The 17,681-nt window shown below is 41.2% G+C and carries 18 protein-coding genes; 10 read left to right on the top strand and 8 right to left on the bottom strand.

The genetic code is table 11. From position 1 onward, the window contains the following. The first annotated feature begins 328 nt into the window (after positions 1-328). From U2718_RS28900 to U2718_RS28885, 4 genes are all read left to right on the top strand, one after another. Positions 329-1,204 carry an SDR family oxidoreductase gene (locus U2718_RS28900; RefSeq protein WP_341993613.1) on the top strand — a complete coding sequence of 292 codons (876 nt, stop codon included), beginning with the start codon at positions 329-331 and terminating at the stop codon, positions 1,202-1,204. A gap of 2 nt (positions 1,205-1,206) precedes the next feature. Beyond that, complete coding sequence (locus U2718_RS28895; protein WP_341993615.1) at positions 1,207-1,851, top strand: cysteine hydrolase; 645 nt, start codon at positions 1,207-1,209, stop codon at positions 1,849-1,851. A 251-nt stretch (positions 1,852-2,102) separates the two neighbouring features. Then, a complete protein-coding gene (locus U2718_RS28890; protein ID WP_341993616.1) occupies positions 2,103-3,152 on the top strand; it encodes a S1C family serine protease in 1,050 nt (349 codons plus the stop codon). A 103-nt stretch (positions 3,153-3,255) separates the two neighbouring features. Further along, the gene (locus U2718_RS28885; protein WP_341993617.1) at positions 3,256-3,906 is read left to right on the top strand and encodes a restriction endonuclease subunit R; all 651 of its coding nucleotides are present in this window, start codon (positions 3,256-3,258) and stop codon (positions 3,904-3,906) included. Between the two features lie 141 nt (positions 3,907-4,047). Here U2718_RS28885 and U2718_RS28880 read toward each other — a convergent pair whose 3' ends face one another. The 3 genes from U2718_RS28880 to U2718_RS28870 form a co-directional block, all read right to left on the bottom strand. Continuing rightward, positions 4,048-4,269, bottom strand: coding sequence for a hypothetical protein (locus U2718_RS28880; protein WP_341993618.1), 222 nt, complete (start codon positions 4,267-4,269; stop codon positions 4,048-4,050). Between the two features lie 218 nt (positions 4,270-4,487). Continuing rightward, entirely contained in the window at positions 4,488-4,769 is a 282-nt protein-coding gene (locus tag U2718_RS28875) for a hypothetical protein (protein WP_341993619.1), read from the bottom strand. A 45-nt stretch (positions 4,770-4,814) separates the two neighbouring features. Next, positions 4,815-5,066, bottom strand: coding sequence for a helix-turn-helix transcriptional regulator (locus tag U2718_RS28870; protein WP_411813383.1), 252 nt, complete (start codon positions 5,064-5,066; stop codon positions 4,815-4,817). Here U2718_RS28870 and U2718_RS28865 point away from each other — a divergent pair. Genes U2718_RS28865 through U2718_RS28855 form a run of 3 tightly spaced genes read left to right on the top strand, consistent with a single transcriptional unit; the run spans position 5,016 to position 6,072 of the window. Continuing rightward, complete coding sequence (locus U2718_RS28865) at positions 5,016-5,258, top strand: hypothetical protein (protein WP_341993621.1); 243 nt, start codon at positions 5,016-5,018, stop codon at positions 5,256-5,258. The two genes, U2718_RS28870 and U2718_RS28865, sit on opposite strands and share 51 nt — an antisense overlap. Beyond that, on the top strand, positions 5,243-5,731 hold the full coding sequence (locus U2718_RS28860) for an iron-containing alcohol dehydrogenase (protein WP_341993622.1): 489 nt from the start codon (positions 5,243-5,245) through the stop codon (positions 5,729-5,731). Before U2718_RS28865 ends, U2718_RS28860 begins: the two co-directional genes overlap by 16 nt. Beyond that, on the top strand, positions 5,686-6,072 hold the full coding sequence (locus U2718_RS28855; protein WP_411813382.1) for an EamA family transporter: 387 nt from the start codon (positions 5,686-5,688) through the stop codon (positions 6,070-6,072). Before U2718_RS28860 ends, U2718_RS28855 begins: the two co-directional genes overlap by 46 nt. Before the next feature lie 219 nt (positions 6,073-6,291). Here U2718_RS28855 and U2718_RS28850 read toward each other — a convergent pair whose 3' ends face one another. Next, a complete protein-coding gene (locus U2718_RS28850) occupies positions 6,292-6,756 on the bottom strand; it encodes a hypothetical protein (protein WP_341993624.1) in 465 nt (154 codons plus the stop codon). Between the two features lie 291 nt (positions 6,757-7,047). Here U2718_RS28850 and pruA point away from each other — a divergent pair, with 291 nt between their 5' ends. Both pruA and U2718_RS28840 read left to right on the top strand, forming a co-directional pair. Further along, positions 7,048-10,041 (top strand): L-glutamate gamma-semialdehyde dehydrogenase, encoded by a 2,994-nt coding sequence (pruA, locus tag U2718_RS28845; protein WP_341993625.1) that lies wholly within the window; start codon positions 7,048-7,050, stop codon positions 10,039-10,041. A gap of 160 nt (positions 10,042-10,201) precedes the next feature. After that, on the top strand, positions 10,202-10,642 hold the full coding sequence (locus U2718_RS28840; RefSeq protein ID WP_341993627.1) for a GNAT family N-acetyltransferase: 441 nt from the start codon (positions 10,202-10,204) through the stop codon (positions 10,640-10,642). Between the two features lie 181 nt (positions 10,643-10,823). On the opposite strand, the gene U2718_RS28835 is transcribed toward U2718_RS28840, so the two are convergent. Then, complete coding sequence (locus tag U2718_RS28835) at positions 10,824-13,067, bottom strand: PAS domain S-box protein (RefSeq protein ID WP_341993629.1); 2,244 nt, start codon at positions 13,065-13,067, stop codon at positions 10,824-10,826. Between the two features lie 438 nt (positions 13,068-13,505). Here U2718_RS28835 and U2718_RS28830 point away from each other — a divergent pair, with 438 nt between their 5' ends. Then, positions 13,506-14,435 carry a cobalamin-binding protein gene (locus U2718_RS28830; protein ID WP_341993631.1) on the top strand — a complete coding sequence of 310 codons (930 nt, stop codon included), beginning with the start codon at positions 13,506-13,508 and terminating at the stop codon, positions 14,433-14,435. A gap of 97 nt (positions 14,436-14,532) precedes the next feature. On the opposite strand, the gene U2718_RS28825 is transcribed toward U2718_RS28830, so the two are convergent. From U2718_RS28825 to U2718_RS28815, 3 genes are all read right to left on the bottom strand, one after another. After that, the gene (locus tag U2718_RS28825) at positions 14,533-14,829 is read right to left on the bottom strand and encodes a protealysin inhibitor emfourin (protein WP_341993633.1); all 297 of its coding nucleotides are present in this window, start codon (positions 14,827-14,829) and stop codon (positions 14,533-14,535) included. A gap of 150 nt (positions 14,830-14,979) precedes the next feature. Beyond that, positions 14,980-16,059, bottom strand: a complete 1,080-nt coding sequence (locus tag U2718_RS28820) for a M4 family metallopeptidase (RefSeq protein WP_341993634.1) — start codon at positions 16,057-16,059, stop codon at positions 14,980-14,982. Positions 16,060-17,137: 1,078 nt separating this feature from the next. After that, positions 17,138-17,404 carry a hypothetical protein gene (locus tag U2718_RS28815; protein WP_341993635.1) on the bottom strand — a complete coding sequence of 89 codons (267 nt, stop codon included), beginning with the start codon at positions 17,402-17,404 and terminating at the stop codon, positions 17,138-17,140. Positions 17,405-17,681 lie beyond the last annotated feature (277 nt).

The following is a 17,681-nucleotide window of genomic DNA, read 5'->3' as shown; positions in this document are numbered from 1 at the left end:
AGTAGAGACGCGACGGCAGTTGCTACAGTGGGCGGAACGCCCAAGGGTGCGCTACCTAAAATTTCGCGTCTCTACAAGGATTTTAGCTGAATGATAAATTTGGGTGTTGGCGATCGCGTTTGTTGGGATGGACAATCTTTTAATCCTAAAAGCGAAAGAATTAGATATTCGTGGACTATTGGGCGTTTGTTATTTCCAAAGAGAATTGGTAGTAATAATAGCGGTAATATTATCAAAGTATTAAATATACAGCAGTTTGCAAGTAAATGAAGTACAGTGTCTAAATTTAAAAGCTGGGTATAAAGCTGCTTTTACTAGAGAACCATTTATGACTATTCTCATCACTGGGGCAACTGGAAATATTGGTGGCGAAGTTGTTAACCATCTCGTTCAACAAAAATTGCCGCTCCGAGCATTAGTGCGCGATCGCCATAAAGTTTCCCAGCTTGAAGCACAAGGTATTGAACTAGCGCTGGGAGATTTCAGTCAACCAGATACTCTTGATGCAGCACTCCAAGGAATCGACAAGGCATTTCTTGTCATGCCCAATCATCCCCATCAAGTTGCTCTCGAATCAAATTTTATCGATGCAGCTCAAAAAGCAGGAGTTCGACACGTTGTGAAACTATCTGTGATGGGCGCGGGTGAGTTGCCAAGTACTTTCCAGACATGGCATAGACAAATCGAAGAACATCTTGAAACTTCTGGGATGAATTGGACACATCTGCGCCCTAATATGCTGATGCAAAATATGCGCTGGTTTGCTCAAACAATCGCCCAGAGTGGAGCCTTTTACAATTGCGTTGGCAACACCAAAATCTCTCACGTTGATACGCGGGATGTGGCTGAGGTGGCTGCAATTTGTCTAGCCAAAATAGGGCATGAAAATAAACACTATGTCTTGACTGGAGGAAAAGCAATTACATTTGATGAAATCGCTGCTATTTTTGCCAAAGCACTAGGTAGATCGGTGAGTTATGTCGATCTTCCCCCCGCAGATCTCAAAGCCGCACGACTGGCAAATGGAGAGCCAGAGTGGTATTTAGATGCCGAATTAGAATTATTTGCCTGTTGGAAACAGGGTGCGGGTACGGCAGTAACTCAGGCAATTCCAGAACTCACGCACGATCCAGCCACAACTTACGAAGCGTTTGCTCAATACTATGCTCAAACCCGCGCCCAAGATTTCTTTTCAGGGAGTTAATCATGCAAACTGCCTTTGGACTCAATATTGCCACAACACTAGAAGATGTTTGCCATCCTCAGAAAATGGCGCTTCTTGTCTACGATATGCAGGTAGGCATCGCACAACAGTTGCCCGATGGTGCAACGTTTATTCAACAGGTAAAGAACGTTGTTGATGCAGCCCGAACTCATCAAATGCGGGTTTTCTTCTCACGCCACACCACATTGCCCAACCAAGTCGCAGGGGTTTCGCAACTAAAAAGCGCTATGGCATTGCAGCAAGTTACGAATGTTGCAGAGGTTAAGCCAAACTTCTTGCCCGATTCAACTTCTCATGCAATTGTTCCTGAATTATCACCACTCTCGTCGGAAGTTGCATTTGATAAACTCACCATGTCAGCGTTTGTTGGCTCATACCTCGATTTAGCTTTACGCGATGCCCGCATTGAAGCGGTTGCGATCATTGGTGCAGTACTAGAGTTTGGCATCGAACCCACTGTGCGTCATGCGGCAGATCTCGGCTATGTTCCAGTGCTAATTCAGGATGCGTGCTATTCCTTTTCTGAGCAGAGTCGGGCGCGATCGCTAGAAAATCTTCAATCAATTTGTCTAACAACAGACGTTGAGACGTTCAATAAAACGCTAAATAAATTGCACCAAGCATAGCGCACAGACGCAGTATAAATACTCAGTGAAGCGAAAATATCACCCTTTTAAGTGCCTTGTTGGCATTGTCATGGCTTTTTTGGCAGGATTGGAATTACAGGATGAGGAGATAAAGGAAATAAGGTAGACAAGTAGGGTGAGAGAACAACGGTGCAGAGGAGAAAAGAAACTATTTTCTCCCTAATTCTCTACCTTTAAATTTTCCCATCTTGCTTTTTCACAGTGGCCGTGAAACGATAGGAATAGCAGACATGAGAAGAAATTTGGGATGGGTATCAAACGATGATTTCGCTCCAAAGAATGCAGAAATGCCCCAAAATCACTTAAGAACTGATGAACAGCTGCTTGATGCTTATTCCCATGCCGTTATCAATGTAGTGGAGAAAGTCAGCCCTACAGTTGTGAACATTGACGTACAAAAATGGCTAACAGGACGTAGCCGCAATTATCAGCCCTTTGCTCAAGAAGTACGCGGTAATGGTTCTGGTTTTATCTTCACACAAGATGGTTACATCCTGACTAACAGTCATGTAGTGCATGATGCATCTAAAATTGAGGTAACTCTCTCTGATGGACGCAGTTACGACGCCGAGATGATTGGCGACGATCCGGATACTGATATAGCTGTAATTAGAATTTATGCGCCCAACTTGGTAGCAGCACGTTTGGGTGATTCGCAATCATTGCGAGTTGGGCAGTTAGCGATCGCGATCGGGCATCCTCTTGGCTTTCAAACTACGGTGACAACAGGGGTAATCAGTGCCTTGGGGCGCTCTTTTAAATCCCATTCTGGTAAGCTGATCGAGAATATTATCCAAACCGATGCGGCATTGAATCCAGGTAACTCCGGTGGCCCTTTAGTAACTTCTCATGCAGAAGTTATCGGTATTAATACTGCAATAGTGATTGCAGCACAAGGTATCTGCTTTGCCGTACCAATTAACACTGCCAAGATGGTTATTCCTGTCTTGATGAAATACGGTCAAGTTCGACGCGGTTACATTGGTATTGGTGGACAGAATGTGCAGATTTCTCGCCGCATCATGTTATACCATGAATTGGCTGTAGATACTGGAATCTTTGTGATGTACGTTGAACCCAATAGCCCTGCCGAAAAAGCTGGTTTGCAAGAAGGGGATGTGATTGTTGGCTTTAATGGTTTAGCTCTTGAAAATATGGAGGAATTGCAAAAACTATTAACGCCAGAACGTGTGGGAGTGCGATCGCAACTTACTGTTTTGCGTAACAATCGCAAGCTTGTAGTAAGTGTTGTGCCAGAAGAATCACCAAATAGAAGCTAGTAATTGAAAAAACGAGAACCCCGACTTCTTTAAAGCCGGGGTTCTGAGTACCTCACTTTTCATAAGATGGCATAATAGTTACTATTAAGTCAAAAATCGAGCAATGCCGACTACTCTAGACGCAAGAAATTTTAGGCTAAAAGACGTTCAGCGAATTTTTAAATTTGAGCAGCAGTTAATTGACTCATTTACATTTTTATTAAGGCTAGAAAATCTCACAGAATTTGAACAGCAAGAATTACAACAAATCCGCAATCTTTTCAGCGAATACTACTCAGATGGGAAAATCTCTGAAGGACAGATCAAATTTCTCTTCATTGCACCGTTAATGAAATTAGCCGGCTTTTATCATCCCAGTATCAAGATAACTTTGGAAGAAAATATTGCTGATATTTCCATCGAAGATGAAGATACAAATATCAAAGGAAGGATGGATATTTTGGCAATTAATAAAACGCAAGATACAACGTTATATACACCTTTTTGGATACTGGTGGTAGAAGCTAAAAATATTAGTGTTAACGCCTTAGAAGGTTTACCACAATTACTGACCTATACATATAAAAGTCTAGAAAAGCAACAATCAGTTTGGGGACTGACTACTAATGGCATGGATTATCAGTTTGTCTATATCCAGCGAGGAAGTCCCCCTATTTATCAACTATTACCAAAACTAGATATAACTCGTCCTGATTCTTCAACAGAGTTACTGCAAGTTCTCAAGGCAATTCGCTATCAATATAGTATTGAGTAATTGAGTAGCGTAGCAAATTAGCACGAAAAGGTGAGACCGATTGTACTTGTTCTAACAGTTTCTTTGAACCCACCTTAATACTGCTGGAGTTTGAGATCAAAGGCTGTGATCGCTGATTTATAGTTTAACCTCCAATGATATTCAGGCTGAAATATGACGAGGATTGATCGCGGTAATTTCAGTGAATCGTTTGAAATCATCGGTGTTGAAAGTGAGCAAATGGGTAATTTGGTGAACAAGCATGGCAGCCACCAATCGTGTATCGTGAACTTGTTTACCCATCACCTGATGAGTGACAACAAGTTGCTCCCATATTGGCAAGATTTCTGGGATGTCGGGTTGAAGCGCAAATAGCTGTTTCATCTGAGTGAGTTCTTGAGATGCGAGATCGATTGATAAGCCTAATCCGTTGAGAGTTACAGGTCTAGTGGCAACTGCCTAGAACTCAATAATATTTTGCGGTACAATGGTCAACGTTTCACCTTGCAATCGTAATATTGAGTAAGTATTACGAGCATATTTCTGTAAAGGACTGGTACTTTGAGCCAAACGAAGCAGGAAGTTTGTATCAACCAAATAGCTCATAGCTGGCTATCTTCCCGTTCACGATAGATGCTTTCGCGGCTAATGGCTTCGTCTGATAGAAGTGGAACATTTGCAAGAGCAGGATTGTTGGAAAATGCTTCCAGCAGATTAACCCACTCTTGAGGGGTTTGTGTTTGGGAAGGCGATCGCTCTATTTCAGGTATTAAGTTGGTTTCAATCCAAGATTCGAGATATTGCTCTACAGAGACACCTTTTGCAGCCGCTTGGGCAATCAAACGGGCTTCCATTTCTGGCTTCAAATTAAGTAGAATGGTCATGGCTGTTATGGCTGTTACCTCCTGGCTATCCAGCTTAATTGTAAATCAACGCTGGCGGTAGACTTTAGGAGTCGTTCCGGTGAGCTTACGGAAGTGTTTGTTCAAATGAGTTTGATTAGCAAAGCCGCACTCTAGGGCAATATCAACGATCGCTCTATTCCCATCCTTCAACAATTGCTTTGCCCGTTCCACTCGCTGTTGCAATACATATTTGTAAGGGGGAATGCCCATCGATTGGGTGAATAATTGACAGAAGTAATATACGCTCATATTCAGGTGTTGAGCGATCGCCTCCAAAGTCAATTTCTGGTCGAGATTCGCTTGGATGTAATTGATCGCGCCGAAGATATCGATCGGGCAGCCATAGCGGCTCGTCAAGCCTTTGAGCAGGGTTCTTGGTCGCGGATGACACCTTCCGAACGGCAGTTTCTACGGCTGCCACTCCACTCACAAATCCTGGTGCGCTCCATGCCATGCAACTGGTGGTGAAATCCCTGCCCACAGCTTACAAAGATGGCAAGAATGAACAGGCGCGATCGGATATGACCTATGCCGAATTCCTGGCTGGAATGGCGTTTAACAATGCCAGTCTCTGTTATGTTCACGCCATGTCTCATCAGATTGGTGGCGTGTATCACAACCTAGCGCATGGTGCAATCAATGCCGTGTTGATGCCCTATGTTGAAGCTTACAATGCTGAAGCTGTTCCCGATCGCTTTATTGCCATTGCTGAGGCGATGGGAGCAAAGAGGGAACAATCAACAGATCAAGCCATAGACTACGTGTTAACCAAAATTCGCGCACTTAACCAGGAATTGAATATTCCCTCCACTCTTGCTGAACTGGGAGTTGAAGAATCTGCTATCCCACACATGGCAGCAAATGCTTTGAAAGATCCTTGTTGTTATACGCACTCTTGTCCCTGTTTTTGTTTGGCTTCTGGGGATTCTTCAGTAAGTTAGCAACCAATTACATTAACCCCAAAAGTGTATTAATTTATGATATTGTTGGTGCAATTTTTGTTGGTTTATTGTTTATAAGTGTGAACAATTTGGAGTGGCGAGGAGATACTCGCGGCATTTTCTATGCAGTTATAACGGGTGTTACAGGAACATTAGCAACACTTTTCTACTTGGTTGCTGTGAGTAAAGGTTCTAGTTCTATTGTTTTGCCTTTGACATCTTTATATCCTGCAATTACTGTTTTTTTGGCGTTTTTTATCCTCAGAGAACCTATGACTTTACGCCATAGCATCGGTATTATACTTGCTATCTTCGCTATTATCTTGTGTGCGGGAGATTAGGTTTTCAAGAAACAAGGCAGATGGCAGAGGGCAGAGAGCAGCGCGCCCTTGCGGGTTAAGCGCGTCGAGTGCGACTGCAAAGAGGCAGAAGGAATGAAGATTTGACTTGTTTGTTCCATTCGTAGCGGGTAGCAACGCCGTCAGCGGTACTACTTTCAGGCAACACAAGCAAGAAGAAAAATTGATGCGATCGCCTTTCCTAATATTGGTAAATAATCATTAATTTGCATAACCACTTATATATTTAATTACAGGATCTGTTTGCACAACTTTACCATTTTTGAGAATTTCGAGTGCTGCACCGTTGACAACATATTCATAGCTGCCATTTTTAGCAACATATCCTGTTCCTTCTTCTACATATGTTAGGAGGGGACGGGTGCCTTGACCATTTCGCTTAGAAGTACCTGTATAAAAAAGTTTGCCAAGCTTTTTGCAAATATAAATATCAAAATTAGGAGTTTCAATATAGGCGTCTAATTTTCCTCCTCCTGCATACTGAGGACAAGTATATGCATTGGCAATAATGTCATTTTTTGCTGCTAAACTTTTGGTAACTACAAACTCTGAAGCAAAAGCGGAATAAGATGTATCAAATATTGCAGTTAATAATGAAGCTACGCTACAAGTTGTAGCCAAAATAATCGCAAGCGATCGCTTTGGTTTCTGATTCAATTTGTTCATGATAGTTGCTAAATTTTAAGTACTTTTACCTTCAAATTCAACTTGCGGTTTTTCGGATGATGTTGGAAAAATTGCAGTATCTTACTTCACAGCTAATATCGACGAAAGTAGCATGATATTGAACTCTGACTGTAGAAACGCGATAAATTCTGTCTTGAAAGCAAGTTGAGGATTAAGATTTGTGTAATATCCAGAAAATCTAGATGTGGTGGCAGCTTGCATCAAAGAGCGACAATAGAATATAGGGGTTTTGCCAACAAAGCCCGACTTTAAATAAGGAGTTTGTCATCTGTGGTTTTACAAGTACAAACAAGCACCTACGAAGCAAGAACCCAAGAAATTGCTAGACAGTTGCTTGCAGCGACGCAGGAGAATCGTAATTTCTTCTCAGCATTGCGTGATCAGATGCGCTGGGACGATAAATTACTGGCTTGGGCAATGAGCAATCCTGGGTTGCGGGTGCAGCTATTCCGCTTTATTGATACTTTACCTGCTTTACGTAGTAAGCCAGAAATTGCCGCTCATTTACAAGAATATTTAGGTGACGAATCGGTAGAATTACCCGCAGCTTTGAAGGGGATGCTCAACTTTGCTAACCCTGATTCTATGCCGGGACAAGTCGCTGCTACCACCGTTGCCACAGCAGTTGAAACATTAGCTCATAAATATATTGCTGGAGAAAATATTAAACAGGCGCTAAAGACAATAGAACGACTGCGTAAGGAAAAAATGGCTTTCACTGTAGATTTATTAGGTGAAGCAGTAATTACCGAAGCAGAAGCTCAATCTTATTTAGAACGCTATTTAGATTTGATGCAACAATTACAAGAGGCATCAAAAAATTGGACAAACGTACCGCTCATAGATGAAGCAAACAGCGAAGCACTGCCAAAAGTCCAAGTTTCTGTAAAATTAACGGCGTTTTACTCTCAATTCGATCCACTAGATGCTAAAGGAAGTGAAGAACGAGTAAGTTCGCGCATCCGCACCCTTTTGCGTCATGCCCAAGAATTAGGCGTTGCCGTTCACTTTGATATGGAACAGTACGCCTACAAAGATATCACTTTCAGCATCCTGAAAAAACTCTTAATGGAAGAAGAGTTTCGCACGCGCACGGATATTGGCATGACTATTCAGGCATATCTGCGCGACAGCGAACAAGATGCGCGAGAATTAATAAATTGGGCAAACCAGCGTGGTTATCCAATTACAATTCGTTTGGTAAAAGGCGCGTATTGGGATCAAGAAACCATTAAAGCAGCGCAGAAACATTGGCCACAGCCAGTTTACAACGACAAAGCAGCGACAGATGTAAATTTTGAGAAGATTACTCAATTATTGTTAGAGAATCATCCTTATGTATACTCTGCTATTGGTAGCCATAACGTCCGATCGCAAGCCCATGCGATCGCGATCGCTGACACCTTAAAAGTTCCCAGTCGTTGCTTTGAAATGCAAGTTCTCTACGGGATGGGCGATAAACTAGCCAAAGCACTAGTAGATAAAGGTTATCGCGTTCGTGTTTACTGTCCCTACGGCGAACTTTTACCAGGAATGGCTTACCTGATTCGTCGTTTGTTAGAAAATACCGCGAATAGTTCCTTCTTGCGCCAAAATTTAGAAAATCGTCCCATTGAAGAACTACTAGCACCTCCTACTTTGGAACAAGGAGACGGAAAAGTCCCCCCCTCTCCCACTCCCCCCCGCGCCCCCTCCTCTTTCTCCGGTGCAGCAGATACAGATTATGCCGAGGAGGAAGCGAGAAAGAAATCTCAACAAGCTTTCCAAAACGTTCGTCAGCAATTTGGTAGAACCTATCTCCCATTAATTAATGGTGAGTACGTCCAAACCCAAGAAATTATTGATTCTCTTAATCCCTCCAATTTTAGTGAGGTAATTGGAAAAGTTGGACTTATCTCTGTTGAACAAGCACAACAAGCAATGCAAGCTGCCAAAGCCGCATTTCCGAGTTGGCGCAAAACACCCGTTAGCCAACGTGCTGGCATATTGCGCAAAGCTGGCGATTTAATGGAACAACGCCGCGCCGAACTAAGTGCTTGGATAGTTTTAGAAGTCGGCAAACCAGTGCGGGAAGCAGATGCAGAAGTTTCTGAGGCGATAGATTTCTGCCGCTATTACGCAGAAGAGATGGAACGGCTTGACCAAGGTTACAATTACGACGTACCTGGCGAGACAAACCGTTATATTTACCAACCGCGCGGGATTGCAGTGGTAATTTCTCCTTGGAATTTCCCGTTAGCGATCGCAACGGGAATGACTGTTGCAGCTTTAGTTGCTGGTAATTGTACTCTACTCAAACCAGCGGAAACATCTTCAGTCATTGCAGCGAAACTAACAGAAATCTTAGTAGCTGCTGGAATACCTCAAGGTGTATTTCAATACGTGCCTGGTAAGGGTTCTCAAGTTGGTGCATACCTGGTGAGCCATCCCGATACTCATATGATTGTCTTCACTGGCTCCCAAGAAGTCGGTTGTAAAATTTACGCTGAAGCAGCGACTCTCAAACCCCTGCAAAGGCACATGAAACGAGTGATTGCCGAAATGGGCGGCAAGAATACGATTATCGTAGATGAAAGTGCCGACTTAGACCAAGCTGTAGTGGGCGTCGTGCAATCAGCTTTTGGTTACAGCGGACAAAAATGTTCTGCTTGCTCGCGAGTGGTAGTTCTAGAACCGATTTATGATACCTTTGTGCAACGGTTTGTAGAAGCAACAAAATCACTTAACATTGGTTTAGCAGAGTTACCTAGCACCACTGTGGGGCCTGTAATTGATGCTAATGCTCGCGATCGCATCCGCGAGTATATAGAGAAGGGCAAGGCAGAAGCAAAAGTAGCTTTGGAATTACCAGCACCAGATCATGGGTATTTTATCGGCCCTGTGATCTTCAAAGATGTATCGCCAAACGCCATTATTGCCCAACAAGAAATTTTTGGCCCTGTTGTGGCAGTAATTAGGGCGAAAAACTTCCAACAAGCGCTCTCAATTGCCAACGATACTAATTATGCTTTAACAGGAGGGCTTTACTCTAGAACTCCCTCGCACATCCAAAAAGCGCAGGAAGACTTTGAGATTGGGAACTTGTACATTAACCGGACAATTACAGGCGCTATAGTTGCACGTCAACCTTTTGGTGGTTTCAAGCTTTCTGGAGTTGGTTCTAAAGCAGGAGGCCCCGACTACTTGCTACAATTTTTAGAACCGCGTACTGTGACGGAAAATATTCAACGGCAAGGTTTCGCTCCAATTGAAGGGGCAGAATAATCTAGGTTTGATAGGTGGGTAAAACCCACCTTAATTTTATGTAGCAGTTGATAGGTAGATTAGGACATCAATTTATGATAGAAGCTAAACAAAGAGAATTTAAAGCCTGTTCCCTGTTATAAATAAACTGCCAAAATGCAAAAGATACTATAAGATTTTGATGAGTAATTTAATGATTAAATTGGCTGATTATCAGGAAGATTTTCCGAAAATTGAGGAAATTAGAAGAATAGTTTTTCAAAAAGAACAAGGAGTAGATCCAGAATTAGATTTTGATGGTGATGATGAAATTTCTGAACAATTGATTGCTTATTTAGATAACAAAGCAGTAGGAACTGCCAGGATTAGATATTTGAATGATAAAACTGCAAAGATAGAAAGATTAGCTGTTTTGCCAATAGCTAGAGGACAAGGAATTGGCAAGAAAATTATGGAAAAAGCACTTTTAATAATAGCTAATAAAAATATTCCAGAAGTTGTGCTTCATGCTCAAGAGTATGTAAAAGGTTTGCATCAGCAACTAGGTTTTCAGGAAGAAGGAGAAGTTTTTGAAGAAGCCGGAATTCGCCATGTGAAAATGAAGAAATATTTGAATGGTTAGTGATTATGAAATAGAGTTGCGTCTTTCGCGATTAAATCTGTTGCACTTATGATTTTCTAACAAATCGACCACAGATAAACACAGATTTTATCTGTGTCCATCTGTGTCCATCTGTGGTTGTAATTATAAATCGACTGCTTCAGGAAAAGCAGCGTGCGATCGCATCTCTAAAAACCGGAAATTATATCAGACTGGCGTGTGCAGGAGTTAATCTCCCCATCACCTCCTTCTCCCAATCGGGTTGATTGGGCAAAAATATTGTGAACTGGCTACCCTTTCCCAAAGTTGACTCTACTGTCACATCGCCACCGTGCAAACGAGCTAACTTGCGTGTCAAAGCTAAACCCAATCCTGTGCCTTCGTACTGACGGCTAAGTCTGCTATCAAGCTGTTTAAATGGTTCAAACAGGTATTTGAAATGACTTGGATCGATACCAATGCCTGTATCTGATACGGTGAAAGTTATGGTGGAGGACAGTTTTTTAACTTCTAAAGACACTCTACCCGCAGGAGTAAATTTAATTGCATTAGTAAGTAGATTGAGCAGCATTTGCTTGATGCGTCGTTCATCGGCAATGCAAATATCTGCTTGTTCATCAATTTCGGTTACTAGCAGCAGTCCTTTTTCTTCGGCGCGATCGCGTACAGTAGACATAACATGAGCGCACAACTCTTGTACTGGCAATTCAGATAGTAACAGTTCTTCTTTGCCAGCTTCCACTTTTGACAAATCGAGAATATCGTTAATCAGTGCTAGTAGGTGTTCGCCACTACTGTAAATACAATTAATGTACTCTTTCTGCTTGTCGTTAAGACAGCCAGCCATTTCTTGTTGCAGCAGCTGAGACAAACCCATAATTGCATTCAGAGGTGTTCGCAACTCATGGCTCATAGTTGCCAAAAATTTACTTTTTGCTCGACTTCCAGCTTCTGCCGCTTCTTTGCTTTCACATAGTTTCAACTCTGTTTGTTTACGCTCGGTAATATCCTCAATCATGCTGAGAAAATATTGAGGTTCGCCATTTGGACTGGAAATTAAAGAAACGCTCAACTGAGTCCACACTAATCTACCATCTTGATGCAGAAAACGCCTCTCCATTTCCAGGCGATCGCGGATTCCCAATAGTAGTTGTTGATAAAGTTCTAAATCTCCCTCTTGTTTGACAATATAATCTGCAAAGTTACTACTGCATAATTCTTCCCGACTGTAGCCCAGCATTTTACACAGCGCTGGATTGGTATCTACAATCTGTGCTTTTATATCTACCAGTCCGATACCGACAGACGAACGCTCAAAAATTGCCCGAAATTGTGCCTCACTATATCGTAGTGTTTCTTGTGCTGTATTACGTTCGGTCGCTTCTATCGCTAATCCAATAAAATCTGCAACTGTACCAGCGAAGTTCTCTTCTTCCAATATCCATTGGCGAATGCAACCAGTGTGTTCGTGACACACTGCCCCTAATAAAACACCTCCCAACCAAATAGGTGCAGCCAACAAAGATGCAATGCCAAATACACAAAGATAAGGCTCAGATAATTCTTGGGTTCTGTGATCACGGGTGGCATCGTGTGCAGCAATACTGCGTTCTTGCTCTAAAGCCTGAAAATATACAGGAAAATGGGCTTTCCAAAACGCCATGCCAGAGCTATGACAGTGTGTTGTAGCATCGTACAAATCGACACATTCTATTTTTGAGCGCTCTGAATTATATAACCATACACTGACTCGTTCCACCTCTACAGTTTGGGCTGTGGCTTCTGTGATTTCCCTTAATGCCGCCTGTAGATTACCTTGCTGCAATGTCTTGCTTTTGGCTAGCTGTACTATAATTTGGTTCTGTTTTCGCAGAAAATTTTCCCTTCTTTGCAAAATCTCTTCTGTGTGCTTGCGTTCTGTAATATCTCTAATTGCTAATACCTGTATGTTTTGCCCTTGGTAAGGAATGATTTTGCTTTGCATTTCCACCGCAAAAGTAGAACCGTCTTTTTTAACTACAATTACTTCATATGGTTTTTCGTACCCGGAAAGAATACGTTTTCTTATTAACTGTGGTAATGTCAGTGTTAGCAACTTAGAGCTTTTTTTACCAGTCAGTTCTGTAATTTCATAGCCAGTAATTTTTGTGACTATTGGATTTGCGTCTAAAATCAAGCACTCAACAGTTGCCTCTGATAGAAAATGAAATCGAGATTCAATGTTTTTTGAGGCAAACAATGCAAGTCCTTTTAAACTAAGCTCATCTGTTGACTGAAGTTTTGTGGGCATAGAGAATCGAGAGTTGCCCATTGCCCGTTGTTCTAAATCGATGGGCGGCGATTCCTTCCACCCTTTGAAGGCTTGAATTTCCTCGCCGATGTTCATGATTTGTTGGTTTTCAGCCACTGCTTTCGGAGTTTGCTCGCTTTCCTTACACTTCACCATTCTCGGTAAGTCTGTTAACCTTATTTTTCAGTAAAAAGACTGACGATAAAGTAATTTATACACGAAATCTAAGAATTTATTTCAACTTTATAAACACTGATCAGAGTATAAAAACACTCATAATCTTGTTTGCTTCCACTACCCCGTAACATAATATGCCTGATAAGCAGCCTACGCCATAAAGCCTGTAGTTTTGAAAAGCCTGCTTTTGAGCATCTTCACACTCTACGGATAGCCGCTCCCCTGAGAATGTGACAGCTACCGTTCAATTTACCGTATTAACCATGACAGGCAGCCTCAAAAACTCACCTTTGTGCATGAGTCTGAATTTCCCATCCTCATCCTGTGGTAAAACTCTCCTCTCACCTACAGGCAGATACCCAAGTAACTTTAATTTGCAACAATAATTATAGTTGCAACTGTTGTGGAGATGAAGTAATGACCGATGGCAACTTGAGAATTGTCTCCCTAATTCCCAGTGGAACAGAAATTTTAGCTCTACTAGGATTGACTGATGCTGTTGTTGGGCGATCGCATGAGTGCGACTACCCTCCAGAAATTCAAGATCGTCCAATTTGTACCCAACCCAGGCTAAATACGCAGGCATCTAGCAGCAAAATTCATGATGAAGTTAGCAATCTGCTCCAAAATGCTCTAAGTATCTACGAAATTAAAACGGACGTTTTAGAAAAATTGCAGCCTACTCATATTGTCACTCAAGATCAGTGTGAAGTTTGTGCTGTTAGTGTTTCAGATGTAGAAAAGGCTGTAGCTTCACTCACTCACACCGCACCCGAAATTATTTCTTTAAAACCAAATCTTCTCAACGAGGTTTGGGCTGATATTGAACGAGTAGCCAATGTATTCCAAGTAGACTCGGTAAAAGTGCTAGAAAACTTGGAAGCTCGCGTGAAAATTGTCACCCAAAAAACCCAAGGGCTTTCCCAAACAGAAAAGCTACCGACTGTCGCTTGTATCGAATGGATCGATCCTTTGATGGCTGCCGCCAACTGGATTCCTGAATTAGTTACTTTGGCAGGAGGAAAACCATTATTTAGTATTACAGGTCAACCTTCTCCACAATTAACGTGGGAAAATCTGATCACTGGCAATCCAGATATTATCGTGTTTATGCCCTGTGGCTTTGATTTAAATCGCACTCGCCAAGAAGCTGAGTTGTTAACTAAAAATCCAGAGTGGCAAAAACTCCGCGCCAATCAAACTGGCAGAGTCTACATTACTGATGGCAATTCCTACTTCAACCGTCCAGGGCCACGGCTGGTAGAATCTTTAGAGATGTTAGCAGAAATTTTGCACCCAGAAATTTTTCAATATGGTTACAAGGGAGAAACCTGGGAACTACTCTAAAATAGATACCTAAAAAAATTGATTACACATCCTCTGCGCTATTAAGAGTTCCCTTACCTCTACCTGTAATTTTAATTTTGCCTAACCACTTAAGTCGTTACTTTTTAGCTCTGGTTTGTACCCATTCTATTAAAGGTCGTAAGGTTCCTGGTAGTGCTGCCTCACTCACTCTTACCGTGTGTTGTCTGCCGTTGTCTTCCACCATCAAAGTGTACTGAAAGCGATCGGGCTGGTTACGAGGAGTAGTCATATTTGCAGGTAAATTAAAGAAATTCGCGGCTTCCACTAACAGAGGTAGTTGCTTTGCTTCCTCCGAAGCCAAGTTAGCCGTATCAAGGGTTGTTTTTTTACTTATCCCAGCAAAACCGCCTGTGCGTTCAAGTGAAATCCGCATGGTTTCTCTCCGTAGTCATGCTTTTTGCTCGCAAAAAAATACTGGGAGGATTTAGCTTCAACTCCCAGTTTAGCAACACAAAATTCTACCGACACAGGTAATCATCAAAAGTTACTAATGTAGAAACGCGATTCATCGTGTCTCTACTGACTACAGAACTCCAACCTTTTGCCAACCGTTTTTGACTGCGTTTTGTTCTTTACTTCCTTGCCCATAGAGTTCGCCAGCAACTTGGATTGTCGCATTGGCAGCACGTTTAAAATTCGCACGAGAACGCAGGCGATCACGTAAAGTTATGTACCAAATTTTTCCAATTTTGTCCCAAGCATAACCGCCAATTTCGACAGCGGCTAAATAAAAAGCATAATTCGGAATACCTGAATTAATATGTACCCCACCGTTATCTTCAACACCATCATATTTGTCTTTCACGTGGGCAGGTTGAGGATCTTTACCCAGGAGTGGATCATCATATGCTGTTCCTGGTGCTTTCATCGAACGGATACCTACACCGTTGATAATTGGTGCTAATAAACCTTCACCAATTATCCAATCTGCTTGCTCGGCAGTTTGTTTTTTCACCCATTGTTTCACTAAGGAGCCGAAAACATCAGAAAATGATTCATTCAGCGCTCCTGATTCACCAAAATATATCAAACCTGCTTCATACTGAGTTACACCGTGGGTTAACTCATGCCCAATCACATCAATAGATTTGGTAAAGCGTTGAAAGATTTCACCGTCACCATCACCATAAACCATTTGATCACCATTCCAAAAAGCGTTGTCATAATTGACACCATAATGTACTGTCGAGTCTAAACGTAACCCTTTATCATCAATAGAATTGCGCTCATATATTTCATAAAACAAGTCAAAAGTTGCTCCAGCAAAATCGTAAGCTTCGTTTACTGCTTCATCAGTACTGGGAGGATCTCCTTCACCACGCACCAGTCTACCGGGGAGTTCTTCAGTATTTTTGGCATCGTAAATGGTGCGGCGTTTTTCACCAGGGGAAGGTGCAAAATTAATTGCACCGACGACATTTCGTCGTCCCCGAAATTGTGCTGAAACACTTAAGGTGTGAAATGCCCAACTTCTTTGCTGGGGAGTGCCATTTACAGCAATATTTTCCAGCATATGCGGGGGTACAATACAACACATTGGGCATCGAGAATATAGTAGATGCTTACACTTAAGCCCCAATGATTCTTTTACTTTTCTAACCATTTGAGACTTTCTCCTTATTAATTAAATAAAGTGATGACAAATAGTGTTTTAACTCTTTTTTATAAAAGAGTTAAAACCTCATAAAAATAGGAATATTTGGGTTAGTATTTTGAAGATTATTTTCTCCTCTCTAGATTCAGTAGGCTTGTTGGTACGTAAGAATATTCACACAAGCTACTTTTAGTTGGAAATGTCTGATTACCAAAACATAAAATCTATTTAAGCTATAATTTTAAGTTTTAGTTTTGGTTGTACTTCGCGACGCTGTTTTATATATGTAATAGGTTTCTATAATAGTTCCTGTTAAACAATTTATTTTGATTTTTTACTTTCTTTTAACTATAAAAATCATAATATAACTTAATATATACTTAAAATCTGTTGAACTATTTTAGATTTTGCAGAGTTATTTCTAATTGGATTGCTCATTTCTGGAGTACTGAATTTAAATTCTGACAAACAGATAAGATTAGCAGAATTGAGCTTATATTCCCATTAAAAGCCGTTTTCATTCAAATTTTCAGAAATTTGCTTAAATAGCATCAATTTTATCTTATTTTAATGATTTATTTTGCTGAAGATAAGACTCAAACAGCAAAGTTCCTACTTCTACGTAATTATTTTGGGTGTTTGTGCGATCGCTCTTTTCGCGGTTTCAAAAATAAAAGCATCAATTGATGGACTAAAGGCATATGATTTATTTAACATAGTTGTAGACCTCACTAGTTATGTGTGGTTGTGTGTTGTAGAACATAAATGAAATCTAGTCAGGGGGCTGTCTCCTTGACTTTTTCTTTGTTTTCAAGATCCTAACGACAGAACTTAACAGCTCACGTAATGTTTATTTAAACCATTCCCTTCCTTAATTATTTTCTCTACTTAAAGAATTTTAGTTATTACTTGCTGTATTTAGTTGTAATATTCCAAAGTATTCTTAGATCAAAGTTGCATTAATTCCGTAAATATACTTACAAAAAATCTTTAAATTCAGCAAGCCTTAGTCAATGTATAGGTATAGGAAGATTTTGTCATTGGATGCATACTTGTTAAAACTGCCTGCTATTAACCATCAAGCAAGTTACTCTTTGACTTCAGATTCTGGTAAAGAAACAGAAGCAGTGTGTTGAGGTGATAAATCTAATTGCTGGTGTTCTAGTTGCGCTTCTATGCTTGTATCAGTAATATCACTGAAATAAGTTCCAAAAAGCTTATCGTAGTTGGATGCAACAGCTAAAAAAGCACCACCTAATATATAAATAGGTAAGGGTAGCTTCAATTCTTCCATCCAATCAAACAGTTGCGCTAAGGCAAATAACACTAAAAAGCAAGCCAGCCAAACTCTCATTTTTCCATTCCTAAGACTCAGATTACTCTACCAATTGTAGACAGCTTATATCAAATCTTGATGCTACCAACTACTAAAATCCCACCGAGGCAGCATTTAAAAATAGAGCAAACTGACATCTAGCTAGAAAAAAGGGAACTCTTAACAGGGAACAGAAAGAGGTATTTTCATACTTGGTTGTGACAAAACCGAGCGTGAATGGCTGACTTGAGAGAGGGTGTAGGGAAAAATCCTCTTTCATACAGGACTTACGCACGAGCTATGGAATAATAAACTG

The organism is Chlorogloeopsis sp. ULAP02 (assembly GCF_038404745.2).
Lineage (GTDB): Bacteria > Cyanobacteriota > Cyanobacteriia > Cyanobacteriales > Nostocaceae > Chlorogloeopsis.
This window is presented reverse-complemented; position numbering and strand designations above follow the sequence as displayed.